This is a genomic window from Rhodococcus sp. W8901, assembly GCF_013348805.1.
In the GTDB taxonomy this organism is placed as follows: domain Bacteria; phylum Actinomycetota; class Actinomycetes; order Mycobacteriales; family Mycobacteriaceae; genus Prescottella.
Genome location: NZ_CP054690.1, coordinates 5,208,468 through 5,230,001 on the forward strand (window position 1 = coordinate 5,208,468; position 21,534 = coordinate 5,230,001).

19 protein-coding genes are annotated in these 21,534 nt (G+C 68.8%); 11 read left to right on the forward strand and 8 right to left on the reverse strand.

What is annotated here, in order from left to right; genetic code table 11:
- Positions 1 to 15: 15 nt before the first annotated feature.
- Entirely contained in the window at positions 16 to 1,509 is a 1,494-nt protein-coding gene (locus tag HUN07_RS24350; RefSeq protein ID WP_174913561.1) for an aldehyde dehydrogenase family protein, read from the reverse strand.
- A 125-nt stretch (positions 1,510 to 1,634) separates the two neighbouring features.
- On the opposite strand from HUN07_RS24350, the gene HUN07_RS24355 reads away from it, so the two are divergent.
- The 7 genes from HUN07_RS24355 (at position 1,635) to HUN07_RS24385 (ending at position 10,866) form a co-directional block, all read left to right on the forward strand.
- The gene (locus HUN07_RS24355; protein WP_254622661.1) at positions 1,635 to 2,240 is read left to right on the forward strand and encodes a TetR/AcrR family transcriptional regulator; all 606 of its coding nucleotides are present in this window, start codon (positions 1,635 to 1,637) and stop codon (positions 2,238 to 2,240) included.
- Between the two features lie 42 nt (positions 2,241 to 2,282).
- Complete coding sequence (locus tag HUN07_RS24360) at positions 2,283 to 4,526, forward strand: acyl-CoA dehydrogenase (protein ID WP_174913564.1); 2,244 nt, start codon at positions 2,283 to 2,285, stop codon at positions 4,524 to 4,526.
- Between the two features lie 34 nt (positions 4,527 to 4,560).
- The gene (locus HUN07_RS24365) at positions 4,561 to 6,180 is read left to right on the forward strand and encodes a class I adenylate-forming enzyme family protein (RefSeq protein ID WP_174913566.1); all 1,620 of its coding nucleotides are present in this window, start codon (positions 4,561 to 4,563) and stop codon (positions 6,178 to 6,180) included.
- Positions 6,177 to 7,013 carry an SMP-30/gluconolactonase/LRE family protein gene (locus HUN07_RS24370; RefSeq protein ID WP_174913569.1) on the forward strand — a complete coding sequence of 279 codons (837 nt, stop codon included), beginning with the start codon at positions 6,177 to 6,179 and terminating at the stop codon, positions 7,011 to 7,013. Before HUN07_RS24365 ends, HUN07_RS24370 begins: the two co-directional genes overlap by 4 nt.
- A 21-nt stretch (positions 7,014 to 7,034) precedes the next feature.
- Entirely contained in the window at positions 7,035 to 9,644 is a 2,610-nt protein-coding gene (locus tag HUN07_RS24375; protein ID WP_174913572.1) for a hypothetical protein, read from the forward strand.
- A gap of 402 nt (positions 9,645 to 10,046) precedes the next feature.
- Positions 10,047 to 10,589 carry an HNH endonuclease gene (locus tag HUN07_RS24380; RefSeq protein WP_114722088.1) on the forward strand — a complete coding sequence of 181 codons (543 nt, stop codon included), beginning with the start codon at positions 10,047 to 10,049 and terminating at the stop codon, positions 10,587 to 10,589.
- 25 nt (positions 10,590 to 10,614) lie between these two features.
- The gene (locus HUN07_RS24385; protein WP_114722089.1) at positions 10,615 to 10,866 is read left to right on the forward strand and encodes a WhiB family transcriptional regulator; all 252 of its coding nucleotides are present in this window, start codon (positions 10,615 to 10,617) and stop codon (positions 10,864 to 10,866) included.
- An 86-nt stretch (positions 10,867 to 10,952) separates the two neighbouring features.
- Here HUN07_RS24385 and HUN07_RS24390 read toward each other — a convergent pair whose 3' ends face one another.
- Entirely contained in the window at positions 10,953 to 11,585 is a 633-nt protein-coding gene (locus HUN07_RS24390) for a TetR/AcrR family transcriptional regulator (protein ID WP_368077025.1), read from the reverse strand.
- A gap of 108 nt (positions 11,586 to 11,693) precedes the next feature.
- On the opposite strand from HUN07_RS24390, the gene HUN07_RS24395 reads away from it, so the two are divergent.
- Entirely contained in the window at positions 11,694 to 12,839 is a 1,146-nt protein-coding gene (locus tag HUN07_RS24395) for a hypothetical protein (protein ID WP_174913575.1), read from the forward strand.
- The gene (locus HUN07_RS24400; RefSeq protein ID WP_174913578.1) at positions 12,832 to 13,863 is read left to right on the forward strand and encodes a phosphotransferase family protein; all 1,032 of its coding nucleotides are present in this window, start codon (positions 12,832 to 12,834) and stop codon (positions 13,861 to 13,863) included. Before HUN07_RS24395 ends, HUN07_RS24400 begins: the two co-directional genes overlap by 8 nt.
- A 32-nt stretch (positions 13,864 to 13,895) precedes the next feature.
- Here HUN07_RS24400 and HUN07_RS24405 read toward each other — a convergent pair whose 3' ends face one another.
- The 5 genes from HUN07_RS24405 to HUN07_RS24425 form a co-directional block, all read right to left on the reverse strand.
- Complete coding sequence (locus HUN07_RS24405) at positions 13,896 to 14,942, reverse strand: DNA polymerase domain-containing protein (RefSeq protein ID WP_174913580.1); 1,047 nt, start codon at positions 14,940 to 14,942, stop codon at positions 13,896 to 13,898.
- A gap of 3 nt (positions 14,943 to 14,945) precedes the next feature.
- Positions 14,946 to 16,019 (reverse strand): ATP-dependent DNA ligase, encoded by a 1,074-nt coding sequence (locus HUN07_RS24410; RefSeq protein WP_174913583.1) that lies wholly within the window; start codon positions 16,017 to 16,019, stop codon positions 14,946 to 14,948.
- Between the two features lie 63 nt (positions 16,020 to 16,082).
- On the reverse strand, positions 16,083 to 16,610 hold the full coding sequence (locus tag HUN07_RS24415) for an OsmC family protein (RefSeq protein ID WP_114722163.1): 528 nt from the start codon (positions 16,608 to 16,610) through the stop codon (positions 16,083 to 16,085).
- Positions 16,611 to 16,859: 249 nt separating this feature from the next.
- The gene (locus HUN07_RS24420; RefSeq protein WP_174913586.1) at positions 16,860 to 18,020 is read right to left on the reverse strand and encodes a magnesium and cobalt transport protein CorA; all 1,161 of its coding nucleotides are present in this window, start codon (positions 18,018 to 18,020) and stop codon (positions 16,860 to 16,862) included.
- A gap of 237 nt (positions 18,021 to 18,257) precedes the next feature.
- Positions 18,258 to 18,539, reverse strand: a complete 282-nt coding sequence (locus HUN07_RS24425) for a hypothetical protein (RefSeq protein WP_254622662.1) — start codon at positions 18,537 to 18,539, stop codon at positions 18,258 to 18,260.
- A gap of 21 nt (positions 18,540 to 18,560) precedes the next feature.
- Here HUN07_RS24425 and HUN07_RS24430 point away from each other — a divergent pair, with 21 nt between their 5' ends.
- Positions 18,561 to 18,800 carry a hypothetical protein gene (locus tag HUN07_RS24430; protein ID WP_254622663.1) on the forward strand — a complete coding sequence of 80 codons (240 nt, stop codon included), beginning with the start codon at positions 18,561 to 18,563 and terminating at the stop codon, positions 18,798 to 18,800.
- On the opposite strand, the gene HUN07_RS24435 is transcribed toward HUN07_RS24430, so the two are convergent.
- The gene (locus HUN07_RS24435; protein WP_174913588.1) at positions 18,790 to 19,641 is read right to left on the reverse strand and encodes a helix-turn-helix transcriptional regulator; all 852 of its coding nucleotides are present in this window, start codon (positions 19,639 to 19,641) and stop codon (positions 18,790 to 18,792) included. The two genes, HUN07_RS24430 and HUN07_RS24435, sit on opposite strands and share 11 nt — an antisense overlap.
- Positions 19,642 to 19,788: 147 nt before the next feature.
- On the opposite strand from HUN07_RS24435, the gene HUN07_RS24440 reads away from it, so the two are divergent.
- Positions 19,789 to 21,393, forward strand: a complete 1,605-nt coding sequence (locus HUN07_RS24440; RefSeq protein WP_174913591.1) for an acyl--CoA ligase family protein — start codon at positions 19,789 to 19,791, stop codon at positions 21,391 to 21,393.
- The last annotated feature ends 141 nt before the right edge of the window (positions 21,394 to 21,534 follow it).

Genomic DNA, 21,534 nt, shown 5'->3' on the forward strand with positions numbered 1-21,534 from the left:
CCTTGCGCCCGGGTCTCAATGGTTGATCACACGGAACTGCAGGAACTCGTCGACGGCGCGGCCACCGATCATTCCGAATCCGCTCGCTGCCACCATTTCGAACGGCGATGTCGCGTCGGTGACCTCGTGTCGATTCACCGACACGGATTGGGCATCGACACGTTCGGCGACCTTGGCCGCTCGGTCGATGTCGGTCCCCCATACCGATGCGCTGAGAGCGTGTGGTGGTTCGCCGATCCACCCGAGGACCCGGTCGAGGTCGTCGAAGCCGACGACGGTGAACACCGGCCCCGCGGCCGCCGTCTCGACCGCGGCACCCGGGACACCCGCATCGCCGATCTCACGCAGCAGCGTCGGTTCGAGGAAGTGCCCGGGGAGGTCGGTGCCCCGCCCGCCGCCGTGGACGAGAGTCGACCCCGCGGCCACGGACCGGGCGAGGAAGTCCTCGACCACCCTCAACTGACGCGCACTGTGGAGCGGACCGATCGACGTCTCCGGGCTCGACCCGTCGCCGACGGTCAGCATGCGCATGTTTTCCGAGAGCGCCTCGCAGAACGCATCCACCATCTCTGTCGGCACGTACGCGCGCCCGGGGCCACCGAGAGTCTGCCCCGCATTGAGGAATGCGCTGCCCGCCAATGCGGTTGCTGTCGCGTCGACGTGCGCATCCGGGAGAACCACCGCCGCACCGCCGCCCCCGGTCGTCGTCGCGACGGGCGTCAGGAACCGAGCGGCCTTGCTGATGATCTTCCGGGCACCTCCTCGGGAGCCCACATAGGAGACTCGGCCGATCCCGGGATGGCCCACCAGGGAGCTTCCGGTGTCGTCGTAGCCGACGGATGTGCCGAGGACCCCGTCCGGCAGCACGGCCTCGAGGACATCGACCACTCGCGTGACCGACAGCGCCACGGTGGGCGGCGTCTCGACGATGACCGTGTTGCCGGCAACCAGGGCGGGGGCGATCTTCGCGACCATGCGGAGGATCGGCAGGTCCCACGGGATCAGTACCGCGACGACTCCGACCGGCCTGTATTCGATGACCGCCGTGCGGTTTCGGCCGGCGCACACGGGAGCGTCGTCATCCCAATCGATCCGGGCGGTGTCGGCAAGGAACTTCGCGGCCGCGCGGATCTCACCGGCGGACTCGTCGAGGGGCTTGCCGTGTTCCATCGTGAGCAAGGGCGCGACGGCGTCCGCGACACCGAAGAGTTCGCGCGAGCAGATCGCGAGGAGCTTCTGTCGCGCGTCGCGATCACCACGCCATGTCGCGAATGCGCGCTGTGCCCGCGAGACCAGGCCGTCGATCTGTCGGGCCGTGGCGACCTGGACACTACCGATCGATTCCAGGGTGGCCGGGTTGACGCAGACCCGAGCCTGCGGCCCGGGGCACACCCGGGCTTGCGTGAGAATCGTCGAGACGCGGCCCGTCTCGCGCTGGTACGCCACCCGACCGAACCTGTCGCCGTCCTCGCGCGGTGCGGGGAATCTGGTCGTGTCTCGATTGTTCATCGTGCACTCCTTGTGCATTCACCCGCAGCAGCGCGAGCACCGGACGAGAAGAAACCGGGTAGGACCCCTCGGATCGGGCGATTCGAAACGGCCTCACGATTAACGTAACGGGTTACTATGTAATAGTGAAGTCTGAGATTTCGGCCCGCGCAGGGCGTCCTCGCGACCCGGGCAAGGATCAAGCCGTGCTCGCCGCGACCCGTCGCCTGCTGGCGACGGTCGGCTATCAGCAGACGACGATCTCCGCGATCGCCCGAGCCTCCGAGGTGAACACGCCGGCCATCTATCGGCGGTGGCCGTCTCGTGAGGCGCTGATCGAGGAGGCTGTGCACGGCACCGGCGGGCATCCGCTACCCGAAGAGACCGGGGACCTGCGGGCCGATCTGGCCACGTGGGTGCGCATCTTCCTGGCCCGCGCGGCGCGTCCGGCAGCCCGTGCCGGCGTCCCGGGCCTGTTGGCCGACTCGCGGTCCGAGGACGCGCGCAGACGCCTCCTCGCCATCGGAGCCCCCGTACGCAAGGCCTTCTCCGACCTACTCGAAGGGGCGGTCACCCGCGGGGAGATAGCCCCGGGGGCGGACCCGATGTTCCTGTTCGACCTGATGTCGGGCACCACGATGATGCGCGGACTCATGCAAGGCGCCGAGGGCGCCGATACCTTCGTCGATTCGCTCGCCGACGCCCTGTACGTCCTGGCGGCGCACGCAACCGAATCGGCGGGCACCAGCTAGCACCACCGGCACCTGACGGGCCACCTACTCCAGGAGAACTCGATGGCACTACCGATCGATGACGATCAGCGCGCTCTTGCAGACTCGGTCGCGGCCTTTGCCCGCCGCACCGCGCCGATTGCCAGTACCCGCAACCAGTTCGACGCCTTCTCCACCGGTACCGGCCCGGACCCGGTGTGGGATGCGGTGGTGCGACAGGGCCTGCACAACATGCATCTTCCGGAGTCCGTGGGCGGCTCGGATTGCGGGCTGCCGGCGCTGACCGTCGTGGTCGAGGAGTTCGGCAGGGCCCTGTTCCCCGGACCGTACGTTCCCACCGTGCTCGCCAGTGCCACAGCGTCGACAGCCTCGACCGGTGCCGACGATCTGCTCGCCGCCTTCGACGGCGGCGCCACCGGCGCTCTCGTCGCCGGGAACCGGCTGACGGCAAGGGCTGTGGACGGGGGGTGGGCGGTCGAGGGGACCTCCGATCCCACGCTGGGGCTGCCGGGCGCCGACCGAGTCCTCGTGCGTGCCGCGCTGGCGGACACCCCCGGCGAGGACCTGTGGTTCTGGCTCGAGCGAACCGAACTCGACGGGTCCACGACCACGGCGAAGGTGGCATCCTGCGAGGCCGTCGATCTGACGCGATCCGTGGGACGGCTCGAACTCGCCGGTCACCGGATCGGCCACGGCCGGGCCCTGTCCGGACTCGACCCGGACCGGGTCGATCTCGTCGTCGCCTCGCTGTTGGGAGCGGAGGCCGGCGGGATCGCCGCGTGGTGCCTGGAGACGGCCGTCGAGTACGTACGCGCCCGCCACCAGTTCGGGCGCCCGGTCGGCAGCTTCCAGGCAGTCCAGCACAAGGCCGCACTGATGCTGGTCCGCTCCCAGGTCGCCTGCGCGGCCGTGTGGGATGCGGCCCGTGCCGCCGACAGCGCTTCCGACCAGCGGCGTCTCGTTGCGGCGCAGGCGGCGCTCACCGCGGCCCCGGCGGGCGTCGACCAGGCACTCGACTGCATCAGCCTGCTCGGCGGTATCGGGTTCACCTGGGAGCACGACGCGCACCTGTACTGGCGGCGGGCGGTCTCCGTCGCCTCCGCGGTGGGTACCGAGGACGCCTGGTCGACTCGACTGGGAGAAGCCGCACTGCACACTCGGCGCGACTTCTCGTTCATCGACGCGGACTCGCTACCGGAGGTGCGGGCACGGGTCTCGGGTGTGCTCGACGACGTTCTCGCACTTCCCGAGGACGAGATTCCGACGGAAGGGTGGGCACCGTCCCGGGGCGGCGCCCGCCGGGCCCGACTGGCGGCCGAAGGCCTGACCGCGCCCCACTACCCGGAGCCGTACGGCCTCGATGCGGGCCCGGTGGAGCAGGCGGTGATCGCCGACGAGTTCGCCCGGCGCGGACTTGCCCAGCCCGACACGGGAATTGCGGAGTGGGTGCTTCCCACCCTCATCGCCCACGGCAGCGAGGAGCAGCAGAAGCGGTTCGTGCCCGCGACCCTGCGAGGTGAACTCGTCTGGTGTCAGCTGTTTTCCGAGCCGGGCGCCGGATCGGATCTCGCGGGCCTGTCCACCCGGGCCCGCAAGGTCGACGGGGGTTGGGTGCTCTCGGGACAGAAGGTGTGGAACTCGCAGGCGCGGGAGGCGGACTGGGGCGTGTGCCTCGCCCGGACCGACTCGGACGTACCCAAGCACGCCGGCCTGACCTATTTCCTCGTCGACATGAACAGCACGGGCGTCGACGTGCGTCCGCTTCGCCAGGTCACGGGAATCTGGGAGTTCAACGAGGTCTTCCTCGACGAGGTGTTCGTGCCCGACGACTGTGTCGTCGCCGGCCCCGGTGACGGATGGCGGTTGGCCGTCACCACCTTGTCGAACGAGCGACTCAAGATGGGCACCGCCAAGTTCGGCCACGGTTCCGCGGACATGGTCCGCCGGTTGCTCGACGGCGGCGAGTACGGCAGCAGCCGGGACGAGGTTGTCCGAGTGCTCGGCCGCAACACCGCACGCGAGCTCTCGGTGGGAGCGATGAACCTGAAGACCGTGCTGCAACGGCTGCACGGGTCCGAGGACGCCACCGGGTCGGCGACCAGCGTGCAGAAGGTGTTCCACGCGATCGCCCAACGCGAAGGCTCCCGCGCGCTGGTCGCGTTGCTCGGCCCGCTCGGTTGCGTGGGCAGCCCGGAAGAGCCGTATGTTCAGGACTACCTGGGAGTCCCGGCCGTCCTGATCGGCGGCGGCACCATCGAGATCCAGCTCAACGTCATCGCACAACGCGTGCTGGGACTCCCGCGCTGATCGCTGTTTCGCCGTTCTGGAAGGAGCTCTACCGATGACAACCCGCGATGACATCGTCGCCCGACTCACCGCTCCCGGCCAACCGTTCGAGATCGGGATCGAGGACGTGCTCGGTCAGCCGCTTCCCGTCTATACCCGTCGGCACCGCTCGCTCGGCGAACTGCTGCACGCATCAGCGAAGTTCGGGGACCGCGACTACCTGGTGACGCGGGAGAGCCGACTCACGTTCGAAGAGCACCGGTGTCGCGTCGCCGCGCTGGCCGCGGCGCTTCGCACCGAGTACGACGTACGCCCCGGCGACCGGGTGGCGATCTGCGCCGCCAACAGCCCGGAGTGGATCGTCACCTTCTGGGCCGCCGTCTCACTCGGCGCCGTCGCGGTCGGCATGAACTCGCTGTGGACCGGACCGGAGATGGCCCACGCGCTCGCACTGACCGAACCCAAGGTTCTCGTCGCGGATCGCATTCGGATGGATCGAGTCGGTGACAGCGGTGTGCCGACGCTGTCGGTCGAGACCGACCTGGACCCGATCTTCGTCGCTCACGCCACGGATCGCCTGCCCGATCACGTTGCCGCCGAAGATGATCCGGCGGTGATCCTGTTCACCAGCGGCACCACGGGACACCCGAAGGGCGCGACGCACTCGCATCGCAATGTCCTCACCGCGCTCTGGTTCCATCTTCTCAACGACGCGGTCGCCACCGAACTCGGTGCGGCGCCGGCGAATCGCAGGTTCCTCCTGGCGACGCCGCTGTTCCACATCGCCGCGCTGCACAACCTCGCGGTGGTGCGTCTCGTTGTCGGCGACACCGCGGTGATCCACCAGGGGCGGTTCGACGCCGACACGGTTCTCGGTCTGATCGAACAGGAGCGTGTCACGAACTGGGGCGCCGTCCCGACGATGCTCTCGCGGATTCTCGAGGGTGACCTGAGTCGGTACGACCTGTCGTCGTTGCGCACGGTCACGGTGAACAGTGCGCCCTCGTCGCAGGCGCTGCGGGAGAAGTTGCGTGCAGCGCTGCCCGAGGCGGGCCGATCACTCGGCACCAGCTACGGAATGACCGAGTCCTCCACTGCTGCGACGATCGCGTCCCCCGCGGAACTGCTCGCCGATCCCGCAACCGTCGGGCGTCCCATCCTGACGATGCAGGTCGAGGTTCGTGACGCCGACGGCAACCGGGTCCCCGACGGCGTCGAAGGCGAGATCTGTCTGCGCGGGCCGGGAATCATGCTCGGGTACTGGAAGAATCCCGAGGCGACCGAGCAGGCGACCGCCCCGCACGGCTGGTACCGCACCGGAGATCTCGGCACCATGAACGGCGAATACCTGAGCGTGTCGAGTCGGCGTTCGGATCTGATCCTCCGTGGCGGCGAGAACGTCTACCCCGCCGAGATCGAGAATCGGCTCGCCCTGCATCCCGAGATCCGCGAGTGTGTGGTGCTCGGGGTCGATCACGAGGACCTGGGGCAGGAAGTCGCGGCCATCGTCGTGGTCGCGGATCGCAGCACCGTCACCGAGGCCGAGTTGACGGAGTTCACCGGCGCCGCACTGGCGCGCTACAAGGTGCCGACCCGTTGGACGATCAGCACGGAGGATCTACCGCGCAACGCCACCGGGAAGGTCATCCGCGCACAGGTCGAGTCGAGGGTATGACCGTCGAACTGATCGCCGACGGCCTCGGTTTCACCGAGGGCCCGGTCTATCTGCCCGACGACCGGGTGGCTGTGGTGTCCATGAGTCGCGGATCGGTGATCGTGCTCGATCGGGATGGAACCATCGTGGTCGAGCACCGGGTGGGAGGCGGCCCGAACGGCCTCGCGATCGGCCCCGACGGCGCGCTCTATGTCGCTCAGAACGGTGGGATCTGGGCCGCGCAGAGCACCGCCGAACCGGGAATCCAGGTGATCCGCGATGGCGAGGTGGAGTACCTGGCGAAGGGGATGGGGGCACCCAACGACCTGGTCTTCGGACCGGACGGGCGACTGTGGGTCACCGACTCGCGCGAACAGTTCGACTTCTCCCGACCCGATCGGGCACTGCCCGGTCGGGTCTGGGCCGTCGACATCGTCAGCGGGGACAGCGAACTGCTCATCGAGGGGCCGATCTTCGTGAACGGCATCGGGTTCGACACCGATCGAACGCACCTCTATCTGACGGAGACCGTCAGCGCCGACATCACGAAATACGATGTCGTGGGTAATCATCCGGAGGGTGGAGCCCTTCTACGGACCCTGCCCGATGCGAACCCGGACGGGTTTGCGGTCGATGCCTCCGATCGTCTCTGGGTCGCGACCACGAGCGGCGACCGGATCGACGCCGTCGGCCCGGACGGCACCGTCGAGGCAAGCCACCCGCTGCCCAAGGGCAGCATGCCCACCAATGTCTGTCGCGGACACCCTGACACGGACGAATTCTTCGTCACCGCGGCCGGCGCGGGGGCCGTCCTCAGGCTCACCCGCCGCCGACCGAGTCGACGCACTCGGTGATCCGCCTGGGAAGGATCGAAGATGGTTCGTGACACCGTGCGCCGTGCGCGCGAGCTGCTGGCGGCAGGTGATCAGGAGCTCGCGCACGAAATCCTGACTCTGGCGCTGGACGCGCAGAGGTTTGCCGCTCAGGACGTGGAGGCGATAGCGGTGGCTGAGGCGACCGGGATGATCGTCCGGATCGAGGCGCCGTCCGGACCACGCGATGCCGTCGAGCGGCGTATCGCGAGGATGGCCGAACTCACGGACGGCTTCGACGCCGACGCCGTCCGGGAGGCGCGCGCGTTCGCTGAGCTCGAGGCGATCGAGTGGGTCCACCTGTACGAGCCCGATGATGCGATCGTGCTGGTCGATGTGATGCGAGCGGCGGAGTCGTTCGCAGCGCGTCACATCGGGGACGATCAACCGCTCGGTGTGCGGCAGGCACGAGGGGAGGCGATGTACACCGCCGAGATCTTGCGACGGCACCTCGGACGAGATCGCCATCAGGTGGCGGTCGGACTCGAGACGCTGGCGCTCACGCTCACCGCGGAATCCGACGAGCGGTTGCGTCACTTGCGTATTGCAGCGCTCTATCAGGCGGCGCAGATCCGTTACGACAGCGAAGATGACGCGGAGTCCGCGATCTCGCTGATGCACCGCGTCATCGCCGAGGCCGAGTCTCTCCCCTCGGCGCGGACGCTCCTGCATGCCGCGTCTCTCTGTCTGGTCGACGACGAGATCGGCCGGGGGGTGCCGGCTCCGACGGCGATCACCCACGGCCTGCGCGCCCTGAATCTGCCCGTCGAGCCCGGCTTCGAGACGGCCACCGAACAGGCTCGGCATCTCGACCGACTGCTCGAGCGGCTACCCGGCACCGAGCGCGACCTCGCCGCCGTCGAGCACTCCGCCGCACTGGTGGACAGGTATGCCACCTGCGCGTCCGAGGATGCGCGTGAGGCGATCCTGTGGTGGGTGCTCAGGCGTGTTCGCGAGGACGCCGACGGGGCAACCGCGGCCGATCGAGAGGTCCTCGCGCACGCCGACCACGCGTTCGCCACCGACACGAGTCCGGCCACGGCGGCGGCACGGGTTCGCGTTGCGTCGCGGCTCGCCGAAGTGACCTCGCGCCTCGGGGACCCCGAGAGTGCCGTGCGGCTCTATGAGCAGCTCGATGCGCGATTCCCCGGGCACGAGCACGACGAGCGTCTCGTCGTGCCGCTCGCCCTGGCGATGGTCGACCGGGCACTTCGTCTCGCCGACATCGGACGTCGCGACGACGCACTCGACGCGCTGGCGAAGGTGCCGCACCGCTACGCAACTGCCGCCGGTGTGCCCGGGGTCCCGGCCGCGATCGCCCAGGCGATGTACTGGCGAGGACGTCTACTGCGGGAGGCAGGCGAGCTCGTCGCGTCTCGTCGCGTCATCAACGACACCGTGGATCGCGCGGCCCCCGACACCGACGCCGACGTGCGCCTGTGGGCGGCCAACTCACTCTTCTCCGTGTGGCAGTCACCCGGACTCGATTCCACCGAGATCGACAGTGCCCTGAATCGTTTCGCGGACCTGTTCGCAGAGGATCCGGACGTGCGCATCCGCCGCCTGGACGCCCGGCGCCGCCTCACTCAGTCGACACGCGCGGCAGAACGAGGCGAACGCGAGATGGCGGCGACCCTGCTGCAGGGGCTGGTGGCCGCCCACGCCGACAGCGACGACCCGGACGTCCGCGACACTGTCGAACTCGCGACCGAGAATCAACGGATCCTCGCGATCTCCTCCCCCACCGATGCGGTCCCCGCCTCGGCGGGAGAGGCCCGCTACCGCGATCTGCGCGAACGCCTGTACGAGGCCGACAGGGCGGTCGACGACGGGAAACCCGCGGAGGCCGAAAGGATCCTCGCGGCGATTGCGGCCGACACCGGCGCGGACCCCGACGAGAACATCGTCATGCTCGGGCTCGCGGCGTTGGACGTGCTCGGAGGTCTGCTGCTCGACGCCGGGCGGTGGGAGGAGCTCGTTGCCGTCGCACGCAGCGCCGCCCTGCGTCGCCCCGGTCTCGACACCCGGGCACGCCGGGTGCACGCACGCGGTCACCTGCGACTCGGCATTGCGCTCGGCCGGCTCGGCGAGGAGCATGCAGCGATCGAGGCCTACGAGGCGCTCGAACGGCTCGCCGACGGAGCGACCGACGGCGACATTGTGAACGCCCGCGAGGTGGCCGCCTACAACCGCGCCGTCATGGTCGACGGACTGGGCGACCCGGTCGCCGCGATCGCCGCCTACGACCACGTCCTCCGGATCCACGACCTGTCCGTCGACTCCGCCGAACGCCGGCTCCGCCGCGTCAAGACACTGCGCAACAAAGCGCTACTCCTGACCGGTCTCGGACGCCTACCCGAGTCGATCCACGCCCACCGACTGATCCTCGACATCGCGGGCGCCTTCCCGGACGCCGAGATCGCCGAACGAGGCCGCAAGTCTGCCTTCGATCTGGCGGCCTGCTACACGCAACTCCGCGAGTATCGTGCCGCGTCGGACCTCTACACCTGGATGCGATCCGCCCATCACCTCGGATTCGCCCGAGACGAACTCGCGAGCATCACAAGATCCGCCAAGACGGCAGCCCGCGCAGCCAGACGCGCACGTCAGTGAGCGCATTCAGCTCGTGGTACAGCGCCGGCCCGCCCAGTGCCGGACCAGCGGAGGTCCCATCCGAGCTGCACCGGCCATCTGTAAAAATTCCCCAGCGCCCTCCCCTGAACCGTGGCACACTGGGCGGCCGGCCACACGACCAGGAAGGGGAACACTCGGATGCACACCACCTCATACCCGCAGCGCATGTCGCAGCCGATGATCCGAATCCTGGATCGGACTGCCGAAAACCCCGGCAACACAGCCGGATTCAGCGTCCCCTGACGCCCCTCCTCTCGGGGCGCACCTGCCCCGAAACCTCGGTCGCCATGAGGTGACCTGCCGGCCGACCGGCCACCACGGGCCGTTCGCACCCCGAGAACCCGCCACTCCCCCTGGGAGAGAACGAGGTTGTCGATTGCCATGGCCCGCCCATCCACCACCGCCGTCACCACCCGAACCTGGATGAACACCCGTGTGCGCGTGCTCAACGCCACCTACGAGGACTTCGACCTCGTACCCGCCGCCCGCGCGGTTGTGACGCTCGCCGCGGAACTCGCCGTCACCTTGGTCGAACACACCCCGCGGTTCCTGGTGCGTTCCCAGCACATCGCGATCCCACTGCCGCGCACGATCCAGCTGCTCGAGTACGTTCACACGCCGCCGCGGCCGGGCGTCGACGACGACACCCGAGCAACGTTCCCAGCGATCCTGGCGCGCGACCACCACCGGTGCGCGTACTGCGGTGGCCGGGGCGCGAACACCGTCGACCACGTTTACCCGCGCAGTCGTGGCGGCGGCGACACCTACGGCAATCTCGTCGCCGCCTGCGCGGACTGCAACGGCCGCAAGACCGACCGGACACCGGAGGAGGCCGACATGCCGCTGCTGTGGATCCCCCGAGCTCCGCGGGATGACGTCAAACGGCAGCGCGCGATCTGGCGCGACCTGGCCCCGACACCGTGAATCGTCTTGAAAGGAGGCACAACCGATGACCATCATGATGACCTTGGCCGAGCTGCTGCCGGCCACCGACGGAAGCACCGACTGGGACGAGGCCGCCTGCCGGGGTGATCGTCACCCCGACCGCTGGTTCCCGGACCCGAGCGAGCCCTTCGACTACGCCGCCCTCGTCTGCGCCCGCTGCCCGATCGCCGCGGCCTGCGGCGAGTACGCCGCCGGCACCCGCCAGTCCGGTGTGTGGGGCGGACACGAGTACCTCCGCGGCAAGCTGATCCGGTAAGCCGGAGGGCATTTCACGACGGGACACCAGTGAGCCGAGTCCGCCGAAGCACCACACCTGGGACGCAGTCTACAAACCGCGCAGAACTACGAAACCGAGTCGAACTCGCTGCGGTCGACCGAGACCAGCAGGACCAACGAGTCGGCGGTGCGGGCACAGAACGCATCGGCGTCGACGAGTCCGTTGGTGAGGCCGCGCACGATGGTGGCGGAGACCAACAGGTCGAAGGCGGCGTCCGCCGCCGCGGTCGTCTCGTCGGCGGACCGGTCGGGGAACTCGGCGGCCACGCGTTCCGCGAGCGCCACGCGTACCGGATCCTCGGCGCTGAGTATCAGACGCTCGTACGCCCCGTGGTCGTGGAGATAAGCGGAGAGCAGTCCCGGAATCGCCGCGCGGGCAGCAGGTTCGGCGATCTGATTGAGGAACAGCCTGGTCCACGCCAGCAGGTCGTCACGCAGGCTCGCGGTGGCCGCGGGCAGCGAGGCGTCAGGCCCCCCGAAGACGGCATCCTCGACGATCGATTCCTTCGTGGCCCAACGGCGGTAGATCGCCGACGTCCCGACCTTCGCGCGTCGGGCGATCGCAGTTATGGTGGTCTTCTGGTACCCGTTCTCCACGAGCACTTCCCTGGTTGCAGCGAGAATGGACCGGTCGACTTGAGGGTCCCGGGGCCGGCCCACACCGACTACTCCGGGCCGGCGATCGCTGCTCGTCTTCACACAACCGGACAGTACCGGACGAGTTTCGCCGAATCTATTACGTTGCAGAGCGCTCCGTAATAGATTCCGGGGAGGTCAGCCAGCCATCCACCGAAAGGACGACTCCCGATGATCACCCCGCACGACGAACTGCTCATCCACCAGCTCCCCACCACCCTCGACCACGTCTCGCAGAGCGACCTGCGCTGGACCGAGCGCATCGTGATGTACGGCTTCGACAAGTCCGGCGAGATCAGCATCATGACCGGCCTGGCGAAGTACCCGAACCGCAACGTTCTCGACGCCTACGCGATGGTCACCCGCAAGGGCGAACGGGCCCGCGTCGTCCGCATGTCCACCGAGCTGAACCCGCAGACCGGCGCCCTGAACGCGTGGAGCGTCGGGCCGTACACGTACGAGATCGTCGAGCCGTTGCGCAAGGTGCGTTCCACCGTCGAGTCCAACGAGCACGGCCTGAGCCTGCAGCTCGACTTCACCGGCGACTTCCCGGTGTACGAGCAGACTGCAGCCTTCCACCGCAGCCGTGGCCGGGTCCGCGAGGACGCCCGCCGCTTCTACCAGAACGGCACCATCAGCGGCTGGATCGAGATCGACGGCGAGCGCATCGAGATCGACCCCGACAACTGGTGGTTCGGCCGCGACCACTCCTGGGGCGTGCGCCACGGCGGCGGTGGCGGCAGCCTGCCCGAGGGCGGCAACATGCAGCCCTCGGAGGTGCCCGCCGGCGTCTTCTACTACATGGGCATCTTCCAGTTCGAGGACGAGGTGGTGCACTTCGCGCAGCGCGAGACGCACACCGGAGAGCGCTGGCAGTTCGAGGGCGAGGTGCTGTTCCCGATCGACTCGGGCAAGGACCCGCTGCCGATCATCGACGTCGAGCACGACCTGGATTTCCGCGACGACCTCCGCGTCGTCAAGTCCGGCACGTTCACCGTGCACCGCGCCGACCGCAGCACCGACGTCATCGAGGTCAATCCGGTGTGCGACTTCTGGCCGGGCCTGGCCGGCTACGACGAGTACAACGGCTACGCGTCGGGCATGTACCGCGGCAAGGACTTCAGTGACAGCTTCGACGTCGACATCACCGACGTCGACGAGATCCGCAAGGTCAGCATGCTCAGCGAGACGCTCTGCGAGGTCCGGATGGGCGACAAGGTCGGGCACGGGCTGGTCGAGATGGTGTTCATGGGCGTGAATCCGCGCTACGGCTACACCGACTGGAGCGCCAACCGATCCGGTGCGAACAATGGCTGAGCGCGTCGCCGCGGAAGACCTGGCGGCGGCCCTCGAGCCCATTGTCCGGCAGCGCATTCCGGGCGCGCAGAACGCGAAGATCGTCAACTGGATGCGCACCGAGCGCGGGTTCTCCACCGAGACCTACCTGTTCGACCTCGAAGGTGCCGAGCACGAGTCGGCCGGGTACGTCTTCCGACGCCCGCCCGAGGTCTCGCTGTTCCCCGACTACGACCTCCGGCGCCAGTACCTGGTCTCGGAGCGGCTCGCACCGACCGATCTCCCGGTCCCCGCCGTCCGGTGGATCGACGCCGGCGACAACCCGCTCGGCACCCCGTACTACGTGATGGACCGCATCGGAAATGCCGAGGCGCCCAGCGACTTCCCCTCGTACCACACCGCCGGCAACTACTTCGAGGCCGACGAGCAGGGTCGGGCGAAGATGTGGTGGGAGTGCGTGGAGACGATGGCGCGGGTGCATCTCCTGGACCCCGACGAGCTCCGGCTCGGGTTCCTCGCGATGCCCAAGTTCGGGGACAAGCCGGTCGAGCAGATCGTGAACTACCTCGACTGGGCCGTGCGCTGGGCGGCACCGGAACTGCCGCCGGTGATGGAGAAGGCACTGACCTGGCTCGGAGCCAATCTCTACGACCCGGAGCACGTGACGTTGGTCTGGGGCGACGCCCGCATGTCGAACATCCTGTACACGCCGGACCTGTCGGTCGCCGGCGTACTCGACTGGGAGATGGCGTATCTGGGTGACCACGAGGCCGACCTGGCCTGGGTGCTGTTCCTGGACTGGGCGTGCAGCGAGTACGAGGGACACCCGAGCCTGCCCGGCACCCCGACGCGGGAGGAGACCATCGCCCGCTACGAGCAACTGACCGGCTGGAAGGTGCAGAACCTGCTGTTCAACGAGGTGCTCGCGGCGGTGCTGCTGTCCGTGCCCCTGTTGCGTCTGTCCACCCATCTGAACCTCGGCGACAACGTGAGCATCACCGGGTTCTGCATGGCGCGCCTCGAACAACTGCTGAACGCCGACTGACGGGCCCCGGCGAGTAGGTCGAGCCCGGCAGGTCAGTCCTTCTTCAGGTCCCGGTCGCGGCTCGGCTGCACCCGCTTGGGCTCGCCCGGCATCTTCGGATAGTTCGGCGGGTACGGCATGTCACCCAGCCCGGCCGCGAGGTCACGCTCGGCCATCTCGAGCAGCCCGTCGAGCGAATGGGCGACGTCGTCCAGCGTCGCCATCGGGTCACCGCGACCCGCGAGCAACGCCGGCACCGTCGCGATGGTGAAGTCGTCGGGCTCGACGGACGCCAGTTCGTCCCACGTCACCGGGGTGGACACCGTCCCGATCGGGGTGCGGCGGGCCGAGTACGCGGACGCGATGGTCTTGTCCCGGGCGTTCTGATTGAAATCGAGGAAGATGCGCCTGCCGCGTTCCTCCTTCCACCACTTCGTGGTCGCCCGGTCGCCGCTGCGCCGCTCGACCTCCCGGCACAACGCGATTCCGGCGCGCCGTACCTCCACGAAGTCCCACCGCTGTTCGATCCGGATGTACACGTGCAGTCCGCGTCCGCCCGACGTCTTCGGGAACCCGATCAGGCCCAGTTCATCGAGCAGCGGATGCAGGACGTCGAGCGCGACGCGACGGGCGTCGTCGAAGTCGGTGCCGGGCTGCGGGTCCAGGTCGATCCGCAACTCGTCGGGATGCTCGACGTCCGGGCAGCGCACCGCCCACGGGTGGAACGTGACGGTGCCGAGGTTCGCGGCCCACACGATGTCGGCGGCGCTGCGCACCCGCAGCACGTCCGCGGTGCGGCCCGACGGGAACGTCACCTCGCACGAGTCGACATGCTCGGGCCGTTTCGCCGGCACCCGCTTCTGATAGATCTCCTCGCCCTCGACGCCGTCCGGGAAGCGCTGGATGTGGGTCGGCCGGTCCCGCAGCGCGCGCAGCAACTCCCCGCCGGTCGCGACCCTGCGGTAGTACTCGACGAGGTGCCGCTTGGTGCCGCCTGCCGCGCCGAGCCGCGGGTAGTAGATCTTGTCCGGATTCGACAGCCGGACGGCCACGCCGTCGACGTCGAGCTCCTCTGCCGGAGAACGCTTGGTGGCAGCCATGGTTCAGCCCTCCCCTGTCAGGACGTCGGCGAGGTCGTAGCGGAGCGGAACCTCGAGTTGCTCGAACGTGCACGACTCCGGCGCCCGGTCGGGGCGCCACCGCAGGAACCGCGCCGCGTGCCGGAACCGCACCCCGGCCTGGCTGCCGCGTTCGCCGAGCCCGCCCTCCATCTGGTCGTACGCCACCTCGAGGACGCGCTCGGGGCGGAGCGGAATCCAGCTGCGGTCGGCGCTCGAGCGCCAGCGGGTGGCCTCCCCCTCGGCCACGACGTCGTCGCCGACCCGCAACGGTTCGAGTTCGGCGAGCAGCTCGACGCGACGCTTCGCGGTGAAGGCCGACGCGCCGCCGACCATGTGCAACTCGCCGCCGTCGTACAGCCCCAACAGGATCGATCCGATGCCCGGCTGACTCTTGTGCGGCCGGTAGCCGATCGCGACGACGTCGGCGGTTCGAGAGTGCTTGACCTTCACCATCTCCCGCTTGTTCGGCAGATAGTGGCTGTCGAGCCTCTTGGCGACGACGCCGTCGAGTCCCGCTCCCTCGAACGTCTCGAACCAGCGCTGCGCGGTGGCACTGTCGAGGGTGGCCGCCGTGACGTGACAGCTCGGTCCACCGCCGACCGCATCGAGCAGTGCGTTGCGGCGTTCGGCGAACGGGCGCGCGGTGAAGTCGTCGTCGCCGAGCGCCAGTAGATCGAATCCGATGAACTGCGCCGGGGTCTGCTCCGCGAGCAGCTTCACCCGGCTGTCGGCCGGGTGGATGCGTTCGGACAGCGAGCCCCAGTCCAGCCGGGTCCGGCCGCCGATCTCCCGGGGGACCACCAGCTCGCCGTCGACGACGCAGCGTGGCGGCAGTTCGGCCCGCACCGCCTCGACCATCTCGGGGAAGTACCGGGCCAGGTCCTTGCCGCCACGCGAGCCGAGCACCACGTCGTCGCCGTCGCGGAACACGATGGCGCGGAATCCGTCCCATTTGGGCTCGTACGACCAGACGGATTCACCGGCCGGCTGTTCGGGCACTCCGGACGCGGCCTTGGCCAGCATCGGCTGCAGCGGTGGTGCGATAGGCAGGTCCACGGCGTCCATAGTGACACCCGCACCCGCTGTTCGCGCGCTGTTCGCCGCGGCCGGTGCCCCCGATCAGCCGTTCGCGGCGGGCGTCTCGAGGACCGAGGTGACCGGAGTGGGGTTACGCGTCAGGTCCAGGACGGGGCAGTGCGCCTCGGCCGCCTCGTGCAGTTCGAGGTAGCGCTCCCGCGACTCCGGGCCGGTGACGTTCACGACGACGCGGACCTCGCCGAAGCCGGGCCGCACGGTCTCGTCGAACCCGAAGAAGCCCCGCACGTCGAGGTCGCCCTCGGCGCGGGCGGTGATGTCGTCGACCCGGATACCGAGCTTCTCGGCCCAGAACCGGTATGTCACGACGTGGCACGACAGCAGCGAGGCCAGGTAGTACTCCACCGGGTTGGGGGCGGTGTTCTCGCCGCCGAGCGCCGGCGGCTCGTCCACCTCGACCGTGTACTTACCGAGCGAGACGGTGCTGGCAACGGCGTCGTGGGCCCGGGCCGACGCGCGGAAGACGACGTTCGCCTTCGCTGCGTCCCGGGAGACCGCGTCGGCGGTGGCGGAGACGATCGAGGACAGGTGTGAAACGGATGCAGTGGTCACGGGTGAGATCCCATCGTTCGTGTGCGTGAATGCCGAGTGCGTGATCACGGCGCGTCCGATGACGGCGCGCGTGAAGTGATCCCGGCGGCGAGACACTCGCGCCGGGGGCGGGTCGGATCAGACCCGCCGACACCCGGACGTACACACGTGCGCGAAATCGACATGGCGGCGCCGCGTCAGCAGCGCACCGGAGTCGATCGCGCGAAGTGAGGTCACGCCTGAGACTGTAGCCGGACCGCCCGGCCCGGTCTACAGCCAGCCGCGACGCTTGAAGATCGTGTACAGCCCGGTACAGGTGAGCACCATGAGCATCAACGCGAACGGATACCCGCCGGCCCAGTGCAATTCGGGCATGTTGTCGAAGTTCATGCCGTACACGGTGCCGATCAGGGTGGGCGCGAACAGGATTGCTGCCCACGCCGAGACCTTCTTGATCTCCTCGTTCTGCGCGTAGCTGGCCTCGGTCATGTTGCGCATCTCTTCGTTCTGCGCCTGCGAGACCAGCGTCGCGTTCAGCGCGAGGATGCTGCCGAGCAACTCCCGGAAGCCGTCGACCCGTTCGACCACCGTCGTCGCGTGGTCGGTCACGTCCCGCAGGTACTTCTGCAGTTCCTCGTCGGTGTTGTACTTGTCGAAGCCCGCGGACAGTGCGCGCAGCATGCCGAGCAGCGGCTTGGTGGCGCGCTGGAACTCGACCACCTCTCGGGAGAGTTCGTAGATACGCCGGGACACCATGGGGTCGCCGCTGAAGACCTCGGTCTCGATCTCGTCGATGTCGTTCTGCAGACCCGCGACGACGGGCGCGTAGCCGTCGACCACGGCGTCGAGGATCGCGTACAGCACCGCCTCGGGCCCCAGCTTGAGCAGTTCCGGGTCGCCCTCCATGCGGTCCCGGACGGCCGACAGGTCCGGGGACTCGCTGTGCCGGACGGTGAGCACGAACGTCGGGCCGCAGAAGATGTGCAGTTCGCCGAAGTCGACGCTCTCCGATTCGTCGAGGTACCGCGCGGCGCGCAGCACGACGAACAGCGTGTCGCCGTACCGCTCGAGCTTGGGCCGCTGGTGCGCGACGATCGCATCCTCGACCGCGAGCTCGTGCAGGTCGAATTGCTCTGCCGCAGCGTTCAGTTGAGCGTCGTCCGGACGGTAGAGACCGATCCACGCCATCGACGACTCGTCGGGCAGGCTCGCGAGTGCTTCCGCGAGGGTCGCCGGCGAGGAGATCCGGCGGCCGTCGCGGTAGACCGCGCTGTTGACGACGCTGGACTCCACGACGCCGGATTGGGCCGCGGCCGGTGGCGTCTGCCCCGGGTGTCGCGGTGCCATCGAATGCTCGGGCGAGACCACGTCGTCGGCGGTACCGGCGGCGCGGCGAGGGAGGATCGAGCGAATCGGACGCTTTTCACGCATACGAATACAGCTTTCGGGAAGGTCCGCGATCCGGACCGCCGATCGCGGTCCCACGGACACCAGTCGAACGCCATCGGAGTGGATGGCGTGGATTGTCCTGTTTAACTGGTACTCGGAGGTTGGCTACTCATTACTAGCCCCACCTCCTCTTCCTCGAACCCCGCAGATCCGCGGGCGCGGGTCGACCCGAACGACGACACCCTACTCCGGCAGCACCGGACGCGACAACCGGAGCGGTCAGTCGATGCGCTCCATGTCCGACCGATACCGCGCCGCGTTGGCCACGTACGTGGCGACACCGCGACGCAGCCCCTCCGCGAAGGCGTCCGGATCAGGATGCGGCGCAACGGCTGCCGGCGCGCCGAGCCCTCTCGATCGGGGCGGGACGACCGTGCCCTCGGTGAGCAGCGCGGTCGCGCCGACGAGGCTGCCCGTGCCCACCACCACACGCTGCAGACTCGTGGACATCGATCCGATGAGGCACCGGTCCTCGACCACCACGGCGTCGGCATCGGACACGGACTGGCGTTCGCCGGCGGCATGCAGCGCGTCAGTACAGCGGTCGCCCTGCACGCCCGCGGGTCCAGTGGCGCGGTCCTGGCCGCGTTCTTCACGCTCACGTATGTCGGGCTCGGCGTGCCCGCGATCGCCGCGGGTCTCCTCGTCACCTACCAGGGCTTGTCGACCGCGGTGGTCGAGTTCTCCCTCGTTGCCGCCGTCACCTGCCTGATCGCGTTGGCGCTGAACATGATCCGACGGTCCAACGACGCTACGGGATGAGCCCCTGCCGCCGTGCCTCGACCACGGCCTCGTGCCGGCTGCGGACCTCGAGCTTGGTCATGATGTTGCGCATGTAGCTCTTGACGGTGTCGAGGCGCAGACCCAACCGCTCGCCGATCTCCGCGTTGCGGCAGCCGAGCGCGACGTGGACGAGTACCTCGAACTCGCGGGGCGACAGCGTCACCCTCGCGGGCTCGGTCGCCCCGACGGTGAGCCCGCGCAGCTTTCCTTCCACCGCCCTGACCTCGGCGCCGAGGGCGTCGTCGTCGAGGCGGTCCGCGATCGCCCGCAGAGCCAGGTAACTCTCGGTGATGCCCGCCGAGATCTTCGGGTCCCGGTACGCGTCCGGTGCCGTGCGCGCATTCTCGATCATCGCGACCCGGCGGTCGACCTCGTCGCGGATCTCGATCTCGTGGGCGAGTTTGCGCGCCGACCGCATCACCGATTCGGCCATCACGTCACCGATCGGCAGGTTGGCGCGCAGGCCGCCGTACACCGCGGCGCGGGTGGTCCCGCGCACCACGACAGGCGCCGCGAGCAGCGACTCGATCCCCTCGCTGGCCACCTCGTGGTCGTAGTCGTGGGTGATGTGCCGGGAGTTCGCGTAGTCCTGGACCGCACCGGGCCGCTGTTCGGCGATCACCCGACCGCCAAGTCCACATTCGGTGTCGATCACGAGATCACGCAGCATCGCACCGCGGGTCCCGACGAATCCCGACAGCCGCACGCCGGGTCCGGCAACCAAGCCTCCGAACAGCACCGGCAGCGTCGTGCTGGTGCGCAGGTAGCGGAGTTCGGCGCGGATCGCGTCCTCGTCGCTCGGCCTCAGGATGTCGGTCATCAGTTCGTTCGGTGCGCTGTTCGTCGGAGTTCCGGGCACCCACCGCGGATACCCACTTCAGAGGGTAGCGGCCGCCGGACTGTGCCCCATAGCGTCGGATCCGGCGGTGTGTAACGCCCGTCACTTGCGATCACCACGGAGGTACTCGTGTCCGAACTGTCCGCCTCGGCGAACCACACACCGCTCAGTCCGCTGCGCTTCCTGGACCGCTCGGCATCGGTGTTCCCCGACAAGACCGCGATCATCCACGGGGACCGCCGCTACACGTATCGCGAGTTCGCGAACGAGGTGGCGCAGCTCGCACGGGTGCTGCGCAGCCGCATCGAACCGGGCGACCGGGTCGCCTACCTGTGCCCCAACACCCCCGAGATGCTGATGGCGCACTTCGCGGTGCCGCTGGCCGGCGGTGTGCTGATCGCCCTCAACTCGCGACTGGCCGGACCCGAGCTCGAGTACATCCTCGACCACGCCGGGGCCCGGATCCTGTTCGTGGACTCCGAGCTGGTGGGCTCGGTGCGTACCGTGCGGGAGAACGTCGGCAGCGTCGCCGAGATCGTCGAGATACCGGACTCGACGATCCCGCGCCCCGACGTCCCCGCCGGTGTGACGACCGCGCAGTACGACGAGTTCCTGCGCAGCCGCGACGGCCTGTCCGACGAGCCACTCCGCTGGGGCGTCGACGACGAGCAGCAGGTCATCGCCATCAACTACACGTCCGGCACCACCGGAAAGCCCAAGGGCGTCATGTACTCCCACCGCGGCGCCTACCTGAACTCGCTGGGCGAGACGTTCCACAACGGCTTCGACGGCAACACCAAGTACCTGTGGACGCTGCCGATGTTCCACTGCAACGGCTGGTGCACGCCGTGGGCCGTGACCGCCGCAGCCGGCACCCACGTGTGCCTGCGGGCGGTGCGTGCCGACGCCATCTGGGACGCGATCGACGACCTCGGAATCACCAACCTGTGCGGCGCCCCCGCCGTGTGCACCACGATCGCCGGCGCCGAGCAGGCGCACCCGGTGGACGCGCTGCGGATCACGACCGCCGGCGCTCCCCCGTCGCCGACCGTCATCGCGCAGCTCGAGACCCTCGGCGTGACCGTCGTGCACGTGTACGGCCTCACGGAGGTGTACGGGCCGTACACGATCTGCGAATTCCAGGAGTCGTGGAACGACCGGTCGCCCGAGGAGCGGGCCGCGCTGATCTCCCGGCAGGGTGTCGGCATGCTGCAGGCCGAGAACGCCCGCATCGTCGACGACAACATGGCGGACGTGCCCGCCGACGGCGAGACGATGGGCGAGATCGTGTTGCGCGGCAACAACGTCATGCTCGGCTACTACCGCGATCCGGAGGCCACCGCGCAGGCGTTCGCCGGGGGCTGGTTCCACACCGGCGACCTGGGCGTCATGCACCCGGACGGCTACATCCAGCTCAAGGACCGCGCGAAGGACATCATCATCTCGGGCGGCGAGAACATCTCGACGGTCGAGGTGGAGCAGGCGATCATCGCGCATCCCGCCGTGCTGGATGTCGCCGTCGTCGGTGTGCCGCACGAGAAGTGGGGCGAGCGGCCCAAGGCGTTCGTCATCGTCAAGCCGGGACACACGGTGACCGCCGAGGAGATCGTCGAGCACACCCGCGCGCTGCTCGCGCGGTACAAGGTGCCCGAGGAGATCGTCTTCCCGCTCGACCTGCCGCGCACCCCGACCGGCAAGGTGCTCAAGTTCGAGCTGCGGAAGTCGCACAGCTGACACGGGTGGTGCCCCGCCGGTCCACCCGGCGGGGCACCACTCGACCGGGAACCACACTGTGCCGCGGAGAAAATCTGTACGGAGTGCGAGGTTTTGTACAAAACGGCGGACCACGGAATTCTGTCTGTCCGGCGCGATCCC

Excerpts from the sequence above, each read along its gene's own strand:
- HUN07_RS24405 (WP_174913580.1), bottom strand. The coding sequence starts at position 14,942 with ATGGCTGCCACCAAGCGTTCTCCGGCAGAGGAGCTCGACGTCGACGGC.
- HUN07_RS24370 (WP_174913569.1), top strand. The coding sequence starts at position 6,177 with ATGACCGTCGAACTGATCGCCGACGGCCTCGGTTTCACCGAGGGCCCG.
- HUN07_RS24420 (WP_174913586.1), bottom strand. The coding sequence starts at position 18,020 with ATGCGTGAAAAGCGTCCGATTCGCTCGATCCTCCCTCGCCGCGCCGCC.
- HUN07_RS24430 (WP_254622663.1), top strand. The coding sequence starts at position 18,561 with ATGCAGCGCGTCAGTACAGCGGTCGCCCTGCACGCCCGCGGGTCCAGT.
- HUN07_RS24395 (WP_174913575.1), top strand. The coding sequence starts at position 11,694 with ATGATCACCCCGCACGACGAACTGCTCATCCACCAGCTCCCCACCACC.
- HUN07_RS24350 (WP_174913561.1), bottom strand. The coding sequence starts at position 1,509 with ATGAACAATCGAGACACGACCAGATTCCCCGCACCGCGCGAGGACGGC.
- HUN07_RS24360 (WP_174913564.1), top strand. The coding sequence starts at position 2,283 with ATGGCACTACCGATCGATGACGATCAGCGCGCTCTTGCAGACTCGGTC.
- HUN07_RS24400 (WP_174913578.1), top strand. The coding sequence starts at position 12,832 with ATGGCTGAGCGCGTCGCCGCGGAAGACCTGGCGGCGGCCCTCGAGCCC.
- HUN07_RS24365 (WP_174913566.1), top strand. The coding sequence starts at position 4,561 with ATGACAACCCGCGATGACATCGTCGCCCGACTCACCGCTCCCGGCCAA.
- HUN07_RS24385 (WP_114722089.1), top strand. The coding sequence starts at position 10,615 with ATGACCATCATGATGACCTTGGCCGAGCTGCTGCCGGCCACCGACGGA.
- HUN07_RS24435 (WP_174913588.1), bottom strand. The coding sequence starts at position 19,641 with ATGACCGACATCCTGAGGCCGAGCGACGAGGACGCGATCCGCGCCGAA.
- HUN07_RS24380 (WP_114722088.1), top strand. The coding sequence starts at position 10,047 with ATGGCCCGCCCATCCACCACCGCCGTCACCACCCGAACCTGGATGAAC.
- HUN07_RS24375 (WP_174913572.1), top strand. The coding sequence starts at position 7,035 with ATGGTTCGTGACACCGTGCGCCGTGCGCGCGAGCTGCTGGCGGCAGGT.